This window comes from Providencia sp. PROV189, from assembly GCF_028480065.1.
GTDB lineage: Bacteria > Pseudomonadota > Gammaproteobacteria > Enterobacterales > Enterobacteriaceae > Providencia > Providencia stuartii.
This window is the reverse complement of the sequence record NZ_JAMPOG010000037.1, coordinates 1-16,249: the sequence shown is the minus strand read 5'-3', so window position 1 is coordinate 16,249 and position 16,249 is coordinate 1. Positions and strand designations below refer to the sequence as shown.

Below are 16,249 nucleotides of genomic sequence, written 5' to 3'. Positions count from 1 at the left end.
AAATGCAATGAGTAATAGCAACTTGTTTATAGATAATGAGGTGCATATCTGGATTGGTAATCTACAAACGATACCATGTTTAAGTAAAGCTAAATCCAGAATGCACATCTTAAATAACGATGAAATTTCATCGTTATTCGACTACCCTTTTATAAAACAACGAAATATTTTTTTGCTATCAAGAGTCATGTTACGCGATATTTTATCATTTTATTTAAAAATTTCACCAGAAGATGTAAGATTTTCAAAAAATGAGTACGGGAAACCATTTATTTTAAACGAATCAAAGGAAAGCATTTACTTCAATTTATCACATTCAAATAATTGTGTTGCTCTCGCTATTTCAAATACATCATCCGTTGGTATTGATATTGAATATTTCAACCGTGATATAGAAATAAATAGCATTATAGATTATTATTTCTCAAAAAAAGAAAAAAAATACCTATCTTATTTTGACGAGACTCAAAAAAAACATAATTTCTATAAGATGTGGACATTAAAAGAAGCCTATATTAAATCAAGAGGCATTGGATTATCAGAAGAAATCATTAAGAATTTAGATTTTTATATAAAGAGAGATCAATTTGATAAATTATATTTTATAGAACAGCATTACTCTGCTCATCTTTCATATATTACCAAATCAATATTAGATAGCTATAAAATATCCATAATCACATATCACCATCCATTTAACTATAAATTCTTAACATGGGGTGATATAAAAAGCAACCTGCCACATCATTTATTATAGTTATACGACCACAATGAAATTATATATTAACAGTTAGTTTTAAGTATTATTTGACTGACTATAGGTCATATAAAAGATATGACAATTCAATTCATATATTCACACCAAAACACGAATAAATTATAAAAAACCATCAATATATTAGCACTCATATAAATAAGGAAAAATTATGTTTAACAATAAAACAAAAAATACTATTATTAAAAATAAATCCGATTGGTTAACCATACCTGAAGCTGTATACCTAGCCAACCAGAAAAAAACAGAGAAACAATTAACCGACAGCGACGTTTATCGCCATGCGCTATCTTGAAACATTTATTTATCTATATACTTTCAATCTACAATTATATTAAGGAAAGTCACAAAAATTAAGAATAAAATTAAATTGAAAAAAATAGGAAACTCTCTCACAGATCGTTTATGCTATCTTGATACACATTGTTTCATTAAACATATAAATTATACCACACTCACTCAAGATAAATATATTCATTCTAAAAAAATGGGTCATTGATACCACTCTGATCGGGTATGAATTCGTAACAATTCAACACTTACTGGCGCACTCAATCAATATATCACCACCAATCACAGGCAATCAATGTATTAATTATGGCATTTCAGTTTTATTATCAAGAACTCTATTTCAAGCGTTTGAGAAAATAACATGAAAAGAACGAATTAGCCAACAACTAATGTAATTACCTGAAGAACTAAAATCTGAGATTTATAACAACATTAATCGAATGAAACTCATAAATCCAGTGACAAAGAATATTTCCCTATTTATAAATTACCACAAGATTCCTGTTTTGTAATTCGCCTGACTGAACTACAAAAGCTGATGAATGCCTATGTAAATATTAAACACACTCCAACATCGACACGCATATCCAGCCCTTTATCTCGTCTTTTCTGGCTTTCATGTAAACATAATGAAGTCATCAGTCCATTACTAGGAAAACCTTACAAGCTTTTATCCATTTTCGAACAATGGGCATCTACCGAAGGTATTACTGACAAATTCAGCGGCGATACACTGAAAACAGCACTTGAACGCGGTTCTCCCACTTCAGTGCCTTATTGATTTAACTCACCATTATACTGAAATACGTATTAAGAACTCAAAAACTCTTAATACGGGCTTACGTGCTTTCTTCTTCACCTTCGCTTATGCTTTTTTATCTTCTCCAACCCCACTCTACACTGGAGAAAATCATGACATCACATCAGTTATTACGCCTGAAACAGGTCGAAGAAAAAACCGGTCTGAAACGCTCGCAAATCTATCTGTATATGAAAGGGGGCTCTTTTCCTCGTTCAATAATAAAGGTTGGCCCTGCCAGCGTAGCCTGGCTCGAATCTGAAATTGATGAATGGATCAACCTCAAATTAGCCAACCGCTGAAGTGTTTAAGGAAGGTCCGAAATCATGATTCCGTCTCTGAATTACGCCGTATTAACAGATGCCCTGCGTGCGCTGAAAGAAGACAATATTCACCATCGTGAATCTCTGGGACTCACCTTCGACGAAATGAATACCCTCAGGACAACACTGGTGCTTTAATGAAAAAACGAAATTTCAGTGCAGAATTCAGACGTGAATCCGCTCAGTTAGTGGTGGATCAACACTATACGGTTGCAGATGCCGCAAATGCCATGGATGTCGGACTTTCCACTATGACCCGGTGGGTAAAGCAGCTACGAGATGAACGTGCCGGCAAAACACCTAAAGCCTCCCCTATCACGCCGGAGCAAATTGAGATACGTGAGCTGAAGAAAAAACTTCAACGTATTGAAATGGAAAATGAAATATTAAAAAAGGCTACTGCGCTCTTGATGTCAGATTCCCTGAACAACTCTCGATAATCGGGAAACTCAGAGCGCATTATCCTGTGGCCACGCTTTGCCACGTGTTTGGGGTTCACCGCAGCAGCTATAAATACCGGAAAAACCGTCCTGACAAGCCGGATAGCAGGCTAGCTGTATTACGCAGTCAGGTTCAGGAACTACACGGCCTCAGTCATGGCTCCGAGGATGCAAGAAGTATCGCCACAATGGCCACACACAGGGGCTTCCGGATGGAACGATGGCTTGCCGGCCATCTTATGAGGAAGCTGGGGCTGGTGAGTTGTCAGCAGCCTGTTCACCGATATAGACGTGGGGGACACGAACATATTGCTATCCCGAATCACCTCGGACGTCAGTTTGCAGTGACAGTGCCTGACCAGGTATGGTGCGGCGATGTGACGTATATCTGGACAGGTAAACGCCGGACTTACCTTGCTGTGGTACTCGATCTATTTGCACGGAAACCCGTGGGGTGGGCAATGTCGTTCTCTCCGGACAGCAGGCTGACCACCAAAGCACTGAAAATGGCATGGGAAAGACGCGGTAAGCCATCCGGGGTTATGTTCCACAGTGATTAGGGTAGTCACTATACAAGCAGGTAGTTCAGGCAGTTACTGTGGCGATACCGGATCAGGCAAAGTATGAGCAGGCGCGGAAACTGCTGGGATACTCATTCTAATATACTTTCAAATACCGGATCGGACTGACCCGTGCTGGGATTGGCTCAAATGCCTTTGTGTTGACCTGTCGTCCGATTCTGGTATTTCCCGGGCATAACCGGGCCCAGAGTTTGTGACCTGATAGGAGCTTTGTGCTGCATCCCGAGTGTCCTGTCCTGCGATGGGGATGATTGTGCTACCAATATCTGGAGGCAAACCATGCAAAACGACCGCCAATCTTCTGAAACCGTGATTCTGGGTGTCGATACCCATCTTGATATTCATGTCGGCGCTGTTATCAGTCAGGCAGGTAAACTGCTTGGAACTCACATTATTCAAACAAATCAAGCGGGCTATCTGGAACTACTTGATTGGGCACGTTCTTTCGGTAGCCTCGAACGAGCAGGCATCGAAGGAACAGGAACATATGGTGCCGCATTAACACGCTATCTCATCAAGAATAGCATTTATGTTGTTGAAGTTAACCGGCCAGATCGCTCAAAACGCCGCCTTGAAGGGAAGTCAGATCCACTAGATGCAGAAAATGCAGCCCGGACAGTGCTTTCAGGGAGCAGCAAGGCCATACCAAAAATGCAGTCAGGTGCATGTGAGGCTCTCCGGATTATTAGTGTTGCCCGACGTAGTGCAGTAAAAGCCTGTACGCAGGCGATTAATCAGCTTCGTGCACTGCTGGTTAGTGCCCCGCAAGATGTTCGCGACAAACTCTGGAAATCGAAACCACACGAATGCGTAACTGCCTGCATTAACAGCGAAGTGTCAGAGCACTCACCGTTACGTATAGCCTTGTGCAGTACGCTTCGAAGCCTTGCGAAACGATGGATGGCCCTGACTGAAGAGTTGAATGAACTAGACGAATCACTAGATAAACTGACCCGCAAGTATGCCAGTAACCTTCGTAGCCAGTTTGGCGTTGGGCCACAGACGGCTGCAACACTGCTGGCAGTTGCGGGTGATAACCCCGAACGTTTAAAAAATGAAGCGGCCCTGGCATCGCTCTGTGGCGTAAATCCACTGCCAGCATCATCAGGGAAAACAGTAAGGCACAGATTAAACCGTGGTGGCTCACGTGAAGCAAACAATGCCCTGTGGACAATAGCCCTTGTACGTATGCGTAGCGATCCGCGCACGAGAATCTATGTCGACAGACGAACTGGTGAAGGGCTATCGACTAAAGAGATCCTGAGATGCCTAAAACGCTACATCGTCCGTGAGCTCTATCCATTGATTTTATCGGACCTCGCATATGCCAATCGCCGCTCTTGACATAGGAGCGTCAACAGTCCGATGGAGCGCTTTTTCAGGAGTCTGAAAAATGAGTGGATGCCGGTGACAGGCTACACCAGCTTCAGTGAAGCTGCTCAAGCGATAACGGGTTATATCGTCGGGTATTACAGCGAACTCAGGCCGCACGAATATAACGGTGGATTACCACCAAATGAATCGGAAAACCGATACCGAAAAAACTCTAAAACCGTGGCCAGTTTTAGTTGACCACTACAAAAGCTTATTGATGAACGAACTGATGATGTTTTGTATGGTGAACCATGATACAAAAAATGGACGATGGGCCGAATGATCTCATTTAATACATCTTCGCCTTATACCAACGCGAATGGAAGATTAAAAAAGTGGGCAAAAAATAATAACAATTTAAAGTAAGCATCAGCGTCAAATTAATGGCCGAAAAATCGCTCTATGCCCACATCCTTAATCTGACCACGCCGTGGCAGGTTAAATCCCTTGCTCTCAATAAAAATGCAGATTCTGTAACCGGAACAAAGAATTCTTCAAGGTGGCGATAATATTCCATTATGGAAAGCTAAATATGGCTTTCTGAGCCTTATTACCATGACTAAGGAATACCCTATTATCAACAGTATAAAAATGTAGTTTGCAGGATGAGCGGGCTCTTTACCGTCCGCATTCGCAGGGAAATTGAAATCTATGTCACTCTGCCAGATCCAAAAATAAGGTTAAGGCCGCATTCCTTTGCGGCGTCTTATTCCTCTGTTCAGACCTTATCCATCATATAACGATGCGCTTTCGATGCTGCCTGGCGGCTTTAAAAATATAGCGCTTATCGTTTTTCAGTGCTTTCAGCCAAGAAGCAATATAACTTTCGTGCTGAACCTATCCGACAATCCCCAGATCCGCCATCAGGAACACGCTTCCCAGCTCGGCGATCAACTCTTCAAATGCATAATTTTCACTGCTAAATCTTCCTTTCATTTCGCGGTTCAGGCGACTTTTGCCATCGCTCCAGTGAACAATCTCATGCAGATCCGTGGCATAAAAGCTAGCGGCATCGGAAAAAAACGACGTTCAGGTAACAAAACCTCATCTGTTGATGGCATGAAAAAGGCGTTTTGTCCTTTCTCAATGATGTTAGCACCGCTGTTACAGAACAGATTTTCAGCCTGTGGCAACGCGTCAAACGTCGCTTGTGGGGCAACGGTATCTGCCGTCAGTGAGAGGCCATCAATTTGTTCGACATTAAACACGACAAAGGTTTTCAGCATCGGGATATGGTCAATTTCTCCGGTGTCGTTTTCCTTCTCCAGGATGGTATAAAAAATGGCGGTCATGCCGTGCTAGTCCTTACGAACTTGCGCACCTTCTGTCCTAGCCTGTTTGTATGTCATCCAGCAGGAATCACTGAATCCTCATTCTGATTCACTGCACCCGCTGTAGGCTGTGCCAGTAGCGTAGTTGGAAGGCATGCCGGACATACCCGGTACGCGCTGCCACGGACACACTCAGGGTTTAACGCCTACTTCCAGTGTGGTAATGATGAGGTCGGTAACGATCTGATAAATATCGGTTCTGGTTTTGGAAAATTTCGTTTTTGAGGAGCCTGACGGGTCCAGCGGGGATACGCTGGTCGCCGTTGCGGTGTTAGAGGCACTTGTCTGAGTATGCAAGGAAGTGATCATAGTTTTTTCTCCATCAGTAATGTGATTTTCATCTTCGTATCGCCTGACAGTTCGCTTTCTCGGCATCGTTCTGGCCCACAAGGGTGCAGCATGCGTGCACTTCACCCTTACGGGACCGGTTGTGCCGTGAAATGATTAACCGGAAGCTGATACGGGAACAAAAAGCACACAGGAGGAAAAATCGGTCCCTGCATAGCCGAACTTAGCGCCCTTTACTCCGTATTGGTGAAAAGTAGATTTGTGGTAATGAATTGGGGATTGGTACTGATAGAAACATCTTGTTGGCACCGAGATCTCAAAAAATGTCTAGAATTAAAACAGGTGTGCTTACCTTAATGTGATAGAGCCCTAAAACATGCATCTTCAAGTTAATTGTGCATGATTATAAAAAAAAGAGGCACCCATAGAGTACCTCACTTACTTTATATCTTATTAAATCAGAATATATTAAAAATCAATTTTGACATTTATCCCATAATTTCGACCCGGTAATGGGACTAAATATTTCAATTGAGAAGATGCAGGTCTTGCTTCAGTATCGGTGAGATTATTAATAATAAAATCAACCGAAACATCTACCTTATCAAGGTGGTATTTTTTGCCAATCCCCGCATCAACTAACGTATAGGAAGGAAAGGCCATATCTCCACCATACATTAACCCACCGCTTTCTTTTTGTTTTTTATAGTAAGTTGCACTACTAAATGCAGTTAATTCATCATGTTGGTAATAAATACTGATACCATGCTTTTCATTAGGTAAATTTGGCAAATAGTGACCTGCAATAAACAGTTTTCTTTTGCTTTTATTTTCGACAAAATCACCAAATAGTGTAAATGTTAGATTGTGATCATGAGGCATTTCATATAAATATTTAAATTCATATTCTAATCCTTTTGTTTCAAGATCGGTGTCATCCCATTCCATAACAGGACCAGCACCACGACTGATACCCGTTAATCGTCTAAATTTAAAACCACTGTAGTCTGTTTTATACAAATTAAGTTTATTAGAGAAATTGCCAATCTCAATAACAGATGATAATTCAATACTTTTGCTTTTTTCGGTATTAAATTCACTGTTTCCTTGTTCTTCAATTAAATAAGCATAATGAGGGCCATGTGTATAAAGTTCATTAATTTCTGGTGCTCGATAAGAAATATTTTGTTGTAGTTTTAATGTCCATTCATCAATTGGTGTAAAAGATAGAGCGAGTGTATTTGCACTTGTATCAAAATGACGGTTTTGTAAATTAGAACCTTGCCCTCTACCACGATTATAATTCGCTGGAATATTGAGATTATGTTGAGTGTAACCTTTACGATATCCAGCAGTGAGCTCAAAAGGAGATAAATTTAGCGATTCAACCCAATATATTCCGTACTCTTTGGTTAATACACTGGGTAAATAAGCATCATAACCAGACGTTTTCAGATCACGATAATTACCGTTGATCCCAAACGCACCATTAAGTCGATTAAATAGCGGAGTATGTGCAGTTTCTAAAGCTAACTGATGGCTTTTTGTATTAAATACCGATGAAGCAATTTGGCCGACTAACTCTTCATCTTTAGATTCAGAATAAGAATAATAAAAAGCACTGTCTCTTAAAAATGGTGCTAAATGATCATGTTTTCCTTGTATATCTATTCTTCGATTACTATTTGAAACCGAAACAGGTTTATACCTTTCTCGAGTTGTTTTAGTTGTGAGATAAGCATAGCCTGGCACTCCATACGATGTTTGAAAATCAGTGACAGAAAAACCTAAGTAACCGTCATCTCCGATATAAGAGAGTGATGCGTTACCACTTTGGCTTTTTAAAAAGCTATTGGGAATTTCGTTATTATTATTTTCAACATAATGCTTTGGAGGTGTGACATGTTCAATAGATGTGGGGCTACCAGGTTTATATCGTAAGTTAGGTTCATTATCTACATAACCAATACCTGAAAAATAGTCCTTATCTTTAAAGGTATATTTATCATCCTCGCTTAACTCATATTCAACCTGATATTTTTTCCAAAACTCACTAATGTAAGGATACGCTTCAGGGTTACGGCTAGTAAACACTTTCATATCCACTTGGCATTGATCACGTAATGCAGAGTGGTCTTTTAGCTGTTGATAGCTATAGCAAGCACCAACTTTAGAGCGTGTTGGAATTTTATATTTTGAGACTCGTTTAGTAGCACCGGAAAGATTAAAAATCCAGTTTTCTTTATTACTGAATTTAATATTTACTGATCCACCGTTACCATTATTAGTGCTACCATTAAATGTCACGGCACCTGAAATTGCTTTTTCAGGAAACTGTGTCATTATTCGATCATCCCACAAATGAATTGCACCACCACTGCTGCTACCACCATAAAGTAGTGCTTCGGAGCTTTTACTAATTGATATTTCGTTAATTCTATTCATATCAACAGGAATAGGCATATTCCCACTAATAAATGAAACATCATTAATCGGAAGATTATTAACTAAAATCCCGACTCTATTGCCAGAGAGACTTCGAATAACAGGCCTTGCCGCATTTGGGCCAAAACCTTCCGCTTGTACACCAGCAACTTTTGAAACGGTATTACCAATCGTATTTGTTTTTATTTGTTCAAGTTGTTTTCCTTTTATCTCTTCTCGATTATTGAGTAATAAAGAGGAGAATGTCTCTTTGTTTTTTATTGATGTTGCTTTAACAGTAATAACATCGTTTGATGTTTCTTTTTCTTGGCTTTTATCTTGATTATTCTCTTTTCCATATAAAGGAGACGACAAAAGTATAAGTAAAATAATAGAGAGTTTACTTTTTTTCATGATATTCATATTAGAATGTAAGAGTAGCGCCTAAGATAATATTACGACCAGGTAAATACATTTCATCTTTAATATAAGAGGTGCTGTCTTTCCCTTTTACATCAAAGATATTATTAATCTTGGCGTATAAGGTATAATCTGTGTTATCTAAATAACCAATATATTCACTACCTAAACTAACTGTGTTATAAGCCTCTGTGGATGTTTCATAGTCTGCTGTTTTATTCTGTTTTCCAAAATGATCAATGCGAATTTGTCCAATTACGTTTTCTGTAAAACTATGTTTAATATAAGTACTTAAACGATAAGCCGGTATTCTTGGTATATTTCCCTTATTGTGTAGTAAATTTGCTCTAACATAATCACCAGAAATACCAATTAAGCTATCTTGGTTATAGTAATAATCAATATTTCCTTCTATACCTTTAAACTGTGCATCATTTTGAACATATTGTAATGAACGATAGCCATTATTTAATTCAGTCCCCGTAAATTGACCGTAAATATAATTATTAATACGGTTATAATAGGCACTCATATTGAATTGAATATCACCTGTTACTTTAGTTATTCCAATATCAATATTATTTGCAGCCTCTGCGGTTAAATTAGGATCGCCTTTTTCAATAGTTCGACTTGCAGCATGAACACCATTCGCGTAAAGCTCTTCTGCAACAGGTAATCTTTTCGTGTGTGAAAGTGATAAATTTAAAAAATAGTCTTGTGTAAAATTCCATGCTAATCCAGCAGAAATAGAAGATGCACTCTGCTTATTATTTTTTTGAGTTTCTCTATTTAACAGTGATTGCCACTCTTGGCGAAATCCTAATTCATAGCGAAAATCACCTAATTGGTATTCTTCTAATAAAAAGAGTGAGTGATTTTTTGTTTTTGTTGACGGTACATAAGCTTCTTCTCCTTGAGCACTAAAATCACGCTGGTTAAATTGCCCGCCAATAACACCATGCCAACCCCAAATAGGTTGATGTGTAAATGTCAGTCTTAATTCATCGCCTTTGTTTTTAAATGAGGTACTGACTTCATTTCCTTCTTTTTCATCATGATGATAATCGGTTCTGACCGCACTGAAACGTATTGATTCAATACCAGTAAATGGATTGTTTTTTTCACCACGAAGATCCCATCGTTTGCTATCCATAACAATATAAGGAATACCATGTTGATGTTGTTCATCAGGGTATTCATGATTGTGATTATGATGATGATGGCCGATTAAAGGAGGGCGAATTGGGGCGTGATGATGGTGATCATCTTCATGATCATGAAAATGCGTATGACCAGGCAGCCCATATCGACGATGTTGTTCACCATAACCAATCCCTATATAACCGTCATCAAAAAGCCAGGATACACCAATATTTGCCGATTGGTTATCTTGATAAGATCCTGCTAAACGGCTAGTTTCTCCTTGATGTAAAGGTTCTGGTTGTTTGTAATCACTTTGATAACGTTTAGTACCCTCAAGGCGAAGCGCCAAATTATTTTCTCCTAACGTTAATCCTACTGATCCTGTATTTCCTTTAGAAACAGAATCGTATTGATAATGCAATTCACCCTCATAGCCTTTTTCAGGCACTGACATAGGAATCTTGCTATCAATAACATTAATTGCACCGCCTATTGTGCCTCCTCCATAAAGTAATGTTGAAGGGCCTTTTAATACTTCAATGCGTTGACTTAAAAAGGGTTCACTGGTGATTGTATGATCTGCACCAATAGAGGATACGTCCATAAGATCACTACCACTGTGTAATACCTTGACTCGATTGCCTGACATTCCTCGAATAACTGGATGAACTGAGCCTCCACCAAAAAAGCTGGCATGAAAACCTGGTAAGGATGTTAAGGTTTCAGCAATCGAGGCACTACGATTAGCGCGTAGATCTTCTTGTGTCAGAACAGAAACGGGGATCGCCATTTTCTCTTGCGGAGTATGCAAAGGTGTTGAATAGACCTCTAATACCTCATTGTTCCGATTTTCAGTTGATTTTATTGCAGGGCTTGCATTTGCAAATAAGGAATAACTCATTGAAATAAAAAATGTTGTATAATTAAAAATAGATTTTTTCATACTATCCGCCATTTTTTGTTATGTTATAACATATCACATTGTATGTATATATAATTATCATTAGCAAGTGATTATTTAAAAAATAATAAAAATTTGGGCTGTCCTAGATAAGGTTTAAGTTTTAACTATCTGTTTTAGAATACTTAATTGCTTCTTTGCAGCTTGGCGTATTAAACGGGTTATTGTTAAATCTGGTGTATGGCACCATCAGACAATGCTCCGATCTGATGCTTCATCCTCTGCATACTGGGGTTGACGGTGTAAGTATCCCGCATAATTAATTTGCCAACGAAGGAGATCGCTATGCGTAAAGCCTGTTTTACTGAGCATCAGATCATCGCCGTAATTAAGTCGGTTGAAACCGGGCGGACTGTTAAAGTTGATGACTTTAACCGTGAGACATTGTCGATTAAAATCATTCTGAATCTGCCAGATCTGCGAATGATCCGTGTACTCGACAGGATCGCGGCAAACTGCGGCTACCCGATCATGCTGCACATGAATAATGGTCCAGAATTTATCTCACTGATACTGGCTGAATGGGCAGAAAAACATGCAGTAAAACGGGATCTTATCCAGCCAGGTAAGCCGACGCAGGACACTTTCATTGAATACTTTAACCGGACATACCGTACATACGCGATTTTTATATATTCATGATCAGACGTGAGATAAATAACGAATTGGAGTGGGTTTAAACAGGTTATAACGAATAGGTTACTGTAATTAATTTTCAGTATATGTAAGAGAATTTCGAGTCCGTTTACCATGCTGTGTAAACGCCTTTTTCAAAAGTGACCATCCTGGCGGTCGCGGTCACCGAACTCGACAATAAAGCGACTCTATTACTATACGCCAGTTCCTCAGCGGCATTGTCCATTTTTGCGAGGCAATCCGTCAGACAGTGCGGGGTTAGGATTGAAGCCACAGAGCACCGTTATCACTGGATACAATGGTACGTTGGCTCAATCTCAGGCTACGTGGGTATTGTACTATGGACGCTTTTGTCAATCAGTAATGGATTATATAGCCAGACATATCGATCTGTACCTTGCTAAATGGGTTACCCGTAAATACAAGAGGGGACACGGTAGTCTGGTTCAAGCGTATGAATGATTAGACAGGATCCGGAATGTTAAACTCAGTTTGTTTGCACACTGGACTATTTGTACGCGATGTTACCAGTCAACTACAAGAGCCAGATGACGGGATACTGCCACGTCCGGCTCCGTGGGAGTGGAGGGGGAAAGTTCCCCTCCACGACGCGATAACCTCATATAATACTAGAAAATAAAAATCAGATAAATGATAGTGTTCACTACTTTTTAGTGATACACCTTGCAGAATGTACCATTGCAACAAATCCTGCTGCTATCATCATAGTATCTTTCAGAACTAACCTTCCCGCACCGGAAAGATAAGGAAACTCAGTATAAGCATCTGCTCCATGTACCCAGGTTTCAGGTGTAAACACCAAAAATGTTAATGTGACAAATGGCGTAAGAAACACTAAGGCAGAGCCCTTTCCATTTATTATTAAGATAAACATCAGCATAGTACTTTCCTGCTGGAGTTGGATTTCCTTGATTGAAACGATGAATATCTAACGTCGTCTTCCCTTGAGTATGCTGTAAAAAACTGGGATCAAATTCAGCATATTCCATAGCCACTGTGTCCATGGAAAAAACTCCCAGTGAAATAAATATGGCAGGCAGGAATGAATGATGTTCAGTTTAAGTGCAATATTTCATAAATATTATCCTTATTTCAGAGCTGACTCACTTAATTCATGCCCACCATAATCGTTAACAACTGTCCACTTCACTTTTCCATATCCCGACATATTTCCATGTATAGGAAGGCGTATTGAAGAATAAGGAGCAACCATATCTACTGGATTAATTGATTGTGAGTAGTCGCTCTGAATCAAAGTAATATGATTATAAGTAATAAAATAAGGACTTTGATTATCTGCACAAAGAAAGGCCTTTGCTCCTTGTTTTTCAATATGCCATATAACAGAATTATAGGCCTCACTGAGAGAACGTGTGAGTTTTTCTGGACGATAGAATAGCTTTATGCGACTATGGATCGGGAGTTGAAGATAATTTGAGTTTACATTTAAATTATTTTTATTTTCAAATTTAGGTTTAGCTGAAATATCCAGTATATTTAGCCAAAAAATTGATTCACGATCATTAGGCAGTGCTTCACCCGTATACATAATTCGTAATGTTTGCCCTGTGTGAGGTTCTATACGAAATATAAGCGGAGTAATAATAAAGGGAACATTGACTGAGTCTGGAGCAACACTGGCATCACCAGTATCAATCCAGGACTGAATTAAAGATGGAGTAGATTCATCATTATTAATTTTAATATTAATACCTTCCTAGTTTTCAGGATAAATAACTCAGGTACCCAACATTAGCATAACTTGACACAGAAAATAAGCCGGCCATCATGAAAAAGAAAAGTTTTTTCATGGAAACTCCGAACAAAGCAGTGCAGATGAGCTGCCTTGTAAATAATGATAATAAAAACGCACGATTATTATTTATTACTCATAGGCAATAGTGTAATTAACACTAGAAATGACATCCCCTACAATTGCTTTTCCTGTAGCATAATATTGGGCCATATAGCGTAGTGTCGCTTCATCGTCACTATTAATAGCTTCTGAATGGACATCCTGTCCGACAAAGTCTTTCCCTAATTGAATAGCAGTAGTACCATCGTTATTTAATAACTGAATTTGAACATTTTGTGCTCCGTCAGAGCTTGCATTTTTTAGTTTGTTCGTATTAAAGTCAGTATTAGCTCCGGGTTCAAAAAAAGCTTTCACATTACTAGATCCATTTTGTCCAGTAGTGCATCCAGTAAGACTAATTGTACCGTCATATGCCATTGCTGAGTTAAAAATAGCAACAGACAGTACCGTACTTAAAGCAATATTATTTTTAAATTTCATTATTTGGTTACTAACATAAAAATCAATCTATAAACTTCATTGAGGGTATTTATATCCTTAATTTATATATTAAAACTATAAAAAACAGGTGCTACTCTATTAAAATTATTAAATATAAACGCCATTATTTAATAAAAAATTAATAACATTCACCAACATGAAAAATACGGAAGCTTTATTTGAAATTACAAACTTATTATTTATTAAAATGTAACCTCATGTAATTAAAATATAATTAATGGATATAATTTTCTTTCTAAAAATAAATTATGTTAATATGTTATTATTGATCGATAATGTATTTTTTTGATAGATTAAAACCATCAATATAAACATAACAATCGTTTTTAACGATCATTTTTAACAATTTATACTGATTGTAAAACTCATTTATATTGATATAGAAGGGAATAGGTAATACAGAATATATTTCAAAGTATATTTTATTAATCTTAATGACTATATAAGCAAATTTAAAAAACTTTAAAATAATTATTTAGAAAATAAATATATATTAATGCAACCATTAATGATAATAATTTATAATCTTTAATTATAGGAAAGGCACCATAAATACATTGTATTAATATTTATAACATAGACTTGGCGACTATATTAATCACCTATTCTTTTGTTAAAAAGAAAACAACAAATAACAAAAAATAAATATATGAATTAAAGAAAAATCATTCTTTAAATGATATACCTTGATCTGCATCACAGTATAATTCGGATATTTAATTACATATAACTTATAGTTGTTATATATACCTTAACAATTAATGAATGCAAAAATAGAAAATAATAACCGATTTTGACCACATATAAAACTTATTACACATATAATGATGCTTTCACATTTCTCATGTTTTAGTTTTAATCTTTTCAGCGCTCAAAGATAATCTCTCTATTGGCTTCTATCACGTGGTTTGCATATTTTCATCAAATGGATAGTCAATCTCTTTATCATTATATATCACATTTAATGTGGTTATAACGAGCTCTTATTGAACATTCATATCCTTGGTTTTTATGCACAGTAATGTGCAGCTAAACAGCTTTTATTCCTAGTCATTTTGCTAAAAAAAAGATTACTAAAATTATAAAAGCCACCAACCTATAACATTATTTTATATCCGTGATGACATAAATATAAATAAATGAAATATTTTCACTTAATATTTCAGCAAGATTTTTTACCAAAAAGGAATTAAAAATGAAAAATTATAAAGTCGCAGTCAGCTATGATATGTCTGACTCTATTTCAACTCATCGTAAATATGTTAATATTCTACATACTGACTTCTCTTATATTGCCGCAATTATTATTTCACTTGATAATATTCAAGATGGAAGGCTCGATTTTATTGAACAAAATAGCTTTGGACAGCCTGTATTCGCTATTATTAATAAAGATAAAGTTATTCCGACTAATATTATTAATCGATTAACAGGTGTAATTGATTTAAATAAAAAGAATACAGACCGGATTCAGCCGGCTGTTCCCAGACTGACCGATAATATCTGACCATAAAGCCGTTTCTAGGCTGCATCCACTTCCCGCTGAAACGCCAGCTCTTTTTCTGCCCAGGCAAATTCCTGCTGTACCCACTTTTCAGCCAGCCGACAGCGCTCCTCATCTGACCGGGCCTCAATGCCCAGTGTCGTCAGAGGATCCAGGCCGAGAGACTGAATACCGCGCCACCCTTTCATCAGCGCTTCAAAACGGGCATACTCCTCCGCACTCAGTCCCCATTCCTGCGCCTCATACTGCAATGACTGAGTCTGACTCTTAGCCGATTTCCCCGCCTCAATCTGCCAATCTGCCCCCCGGAAACAGACTGTGTGGCTGTCAGCGGCGCTGTCATCAGACACCCGCTCAGTAAAACCACAAATCTTATGTTTTTCATCACGGCATCTCTTTTATGGTAGGCGCAACGTCACCGTACGCCCCTGATAACGTCCGCCCACCGGCAGTAACTGTACCAGCCCCAGCTGATGGATAAAGGTCCGGAAGTACCGGCTGGGCATGACCGGTGTTGACCAGAATCGCGGTATCTATCAGCCACCGGTTCAGCAGGCCGGGAGGGTTTATCTGCACAGCCCCCCAACAGCAGTGAGGTCAGGGCAAGACATATCGGGAGAA

The 16,249-nt window shown here is 38.2% G+C and carries 12 protein-coding genes and 7 pseudogenes; 11 read left to right on the top strand and 8 right to left on the bottom strand.

The annotated features are described in order from the left end of the window. Positions 1-7 precede the first annotated feature (7 nt). From PR833_RS17560 to PR833_RS17525, 8 genes and pseudogenes are all read left to right on the top strand, one after another. Positions 8-757 carry a 4'-phosphopantetheinyl transferase family protein gene (locus PR833_RS17560; RefSeq protein ID WP_000071884.1) on the top strand — a complete coding sequence of 250 codons (750 nt, stop codon included), beginning with the start codon at positions 8-10 and terminating at the stop codon, positions 755-757. Between the two features lie 169 nt (positions 758-926). Next, a complete protein-coding gene (locus PR833_RS20355) occupies positions 927-1,070 on the top strand; it encodes a hypothetical protein (protein ID WP_000482925.1) in 144 nt (47 codons plus the stop codon). A 908-nt stretch (positions 1,071-1,978) separates the two neighbouring features. Continuing rightward, positions 1,979-2,167: an AlpA family transcriptional regulator gene (locus tag PR833_RS17550; protein ID WP_000200567.1), complete on the top strand. Its 189-nt coding sequence runs from the start codon at positions 1,979-1,981 to the stop codon at positions 2,165-2,167. 24 nt (positions 2,168-2,191) lie between these two features. Then, positions 2,192-2,305, top strand: a pseudogene (locus tag PR833_RS17545) (DUF2857 domain-containing protein); the annotation flags it as partial. 20 nt (positions 2,306-2,325) lie between these two features. After that, a pseudogene (locus PR833_RS17540) lies at positions 2,326-3,278 on the top strand (IS3 family transposase); the annotation flags it as partial. 210 nt (positions 3,279-3,488) lie between these two features. After that, entirely contained in the window at positions 3,489-4,553 is a 1,065-nt protein-coding gene (locus tag PR833_RS17535) for an IS110 family transposase (protein ID WP_004239726.1), read from the top strand. Positions 4,554-4,565: 12 nt separating this feature from the next. Continuing rightward, positions 4,566-4,781, top strand: a pseudogene (locus PR833_RS17530) (integrase core domain-containing protein); the annotation flags it as partial. A gap of 12 nt (positions 4,782-4,793) precedes the next feature. Beyond that, positions 4,794-4,949 (top strand): annotated as a pseudogene (locus tag PR833_RS17525) (ClbS/DfsB family four-helix bundle protein); the annotation flags it as partial. A 352-nt stretch (positions 4,950-5,301) separates the two neighbouring features. On the opposite strand, the pseudogene PR833_RS17520 reads toward PR833_RS17525, so the two are convergent. From PR833_RS17520 to PR833_RS17510, 3 genes and pseudogenes are all read right to left on the bottom strand, one after another. After that, positions 5,302-6,223 (bottom strand): annotated as a pseudogene (locus PR833_RS17520) (ArdC family protein). A gap of 447 nt (positions 6,224-6,670) precedes the next feature. Next, on the bottom strand, positions 6,671-9,040 hold the full coding sequence (locus PR833_RS17515) for a TonB-dependent receptor plug domain-containing protein (RefSeq protein WP_004239729.1): 2,370 nt from the start codon (positions 9,038-9,040) through the stop codon (positions 6,671-6,673). A gap of 10 nt (positions 9,041-9,050) precedes the next feature. Further along, positions 9,051-11,132: a TonB-dependent receptor gene (locus PR833_RS17510; protein WP_001351060.1), complete on the bottom strand. Its 2,082-nt coding sequence runs from the start codon at positions 11,130-11,132 to the stop codon at positions 9,051-9,053. Positions 11,133-11,510: 378 nt separating this feature from the next. On the opposite strand from PR833_RS17510, the pseudogene PR833_RS17505 reads away from it, so the two are divergent. Further along, positions 11,511-11,786: pseudogene (locus PR833_RS17505) on the top strand (DDE-type integrase/transposase/recombinase); the annotation flags it as partial. A 664-nt stretch (positions 11,787-12,450) separates the two neighbouring features. Here PR833_RS17505 and PR833_RS17500 read toward each other — a convergent pair. The 4 genes and pseudogenes from PR833_RS17500 to PR833_RS17485 form a co-directional block, all read right to left on the bottom strand. Next, a pseudogene (locus tag PR833_RS17500) lies at positions 12,451-12,654 on the bottom strand (DUF417 family protein); the annotation flags it as partial. Further along, positions 12,593-12,796, bottom strand: coding sequence for a FimD/PapC N-terminal domain-containing protein (locus PR833_RS17495; RefSeq protein WP_223302955.1), 204 nt, complete (start codon positions 12,794-12,796; stop codon positions 12,593-12,595). The gene PR833_RS17495 and the pseudogene PR833_RS17500, both read right to left, overlap by 62 nt. A 98-nt stretch (positions 12,797-12,894) precedes the next feature. Then, complete coding sequence (locus PR833_RS17490) at positions 12,895-13,464, bottom strand: fimbria/pilus periplasmic chaperone (RefSeq protein ID WP_272526386.1); 570 nt, start codon at positions 13,462-13,464, stop codon at positions 12,895-12,897. Between the two features lie 228 nt (positions 13,465-13,692). After that, positions 13,693-14,103, bottom strand: a complete 411-nt coding sequence (locus PR833_RS17485) for a fimbrial protein (RefSeq protein ID WP_000669584.1) — start codon at positions 14,101-14,103, stop codon at positions 13,693-13,695. Positions 14,104-14,927: 824 nt separating this feature from the next. On the opposite strand from PR833_RS17485, the gene speFL reads away from it, so the two are divergent. Together speFL and PR833_RS17480 are read left to right on the top strand one after the other, a co-directional pair. Next, on the top strand, positions 14,928-15,005 hold the full coding sequence (gene speFL / locus PR833_RS20470) for a leader peptide SpeFL (protein ID WP_223310125.1): 78 nt from the start codon (positions 14,928-14,930) through the stop codon (positions 15,003-15,005). Positions 15,006-15,319: 314 nt separating this feature from the next. Then, positions 15,320-15,631, top strand: coding sequence for an Orn/Lys/Arg decarboxylase N-terminal domain-containing protein (locus tag PR833_RS17480; RefSeq protein WP_004239731.1), 312 nt, complete (start codon positions 15,320-15,322; stop codon positions 15,629-15,631). Positions 15,632-15,645: 14 nt separating this feature from the next. Here the strand turns inward: PR833_RS17480 and PR833_RS17475 are convergent, their stop codons facing one another. Further along, positions 15,646-15,978, bottom strand: a complete 333-nt coding sequence (locus PR833_RS17475; protein ID WP_004239732.1) for an exported protein — start codon at positions 15,976-15,978, stop codon at positions 15,646-15,648. Between the last annotated feature and the right edge of the window lie 271 nt (positions 15,979-16,249).

Coding starts and splice junctions, on each gene's coding strand:
- PR833_RS17560 (WP_000071884.1), top strand. CDS start 8: ATGAGTAATAGCAACTTGTTTATAGATAATGAGGTGCATATCTGGATT.
- PR833_RS20355 (WP_000482925.1), top strand. CDS start 927: ATGTTTAACAATAAAACAAAAAATACTATTATTAAAAATAAATCCGAT.
- PR833_RS17550 (WP_000200567.1), top strand. CDS start 1,979: ATGACATCACATCAGTTATTACGCCTGAAACAGGTCGAAGAAAAAACC.
- PR833_RS17535 (WP_004239726.1), top strand. CDS start 3,489: ATGCAAAACGACCGCCAATCTTCTGAAACCGTGATTCTGGGTGTCGAT.
- PR833_RS17515 (WP_004239729.1), bottom strand. CDS start 9,040: ATGAAAAAAAGTAAACTCTCTATTATTTTACTTATACTTTTGTCGTCT.
- PR833_RS17510 (WP_001351060.1), bottom strand. CDS start 11,132: ATGAAAAAATCTATTTTTAATTATACAACATTTTTTATTTCAATGAGT.
- PR833_RS17495 (WP_223302955.1), bottom strand. CDS start 12,796: ATGGAATATGCTGAATTTGATCCCAGTTTTTTACAGCATACTCAAGGG.
- PR833_RS17485 (WP_000669584.1), bottom strand. CDS start 14,103: ATGAAATTTAAAAATAATATTGCTTTAAGTACGGTACTGTCTGTTGCT.
- PR833_RS17480 (WP_004239731.1), top strand. CDS start 15,320: ATGAAAAATTATAAAGTCGCAGTCAGCTATGATATGTCTGACTCTATT.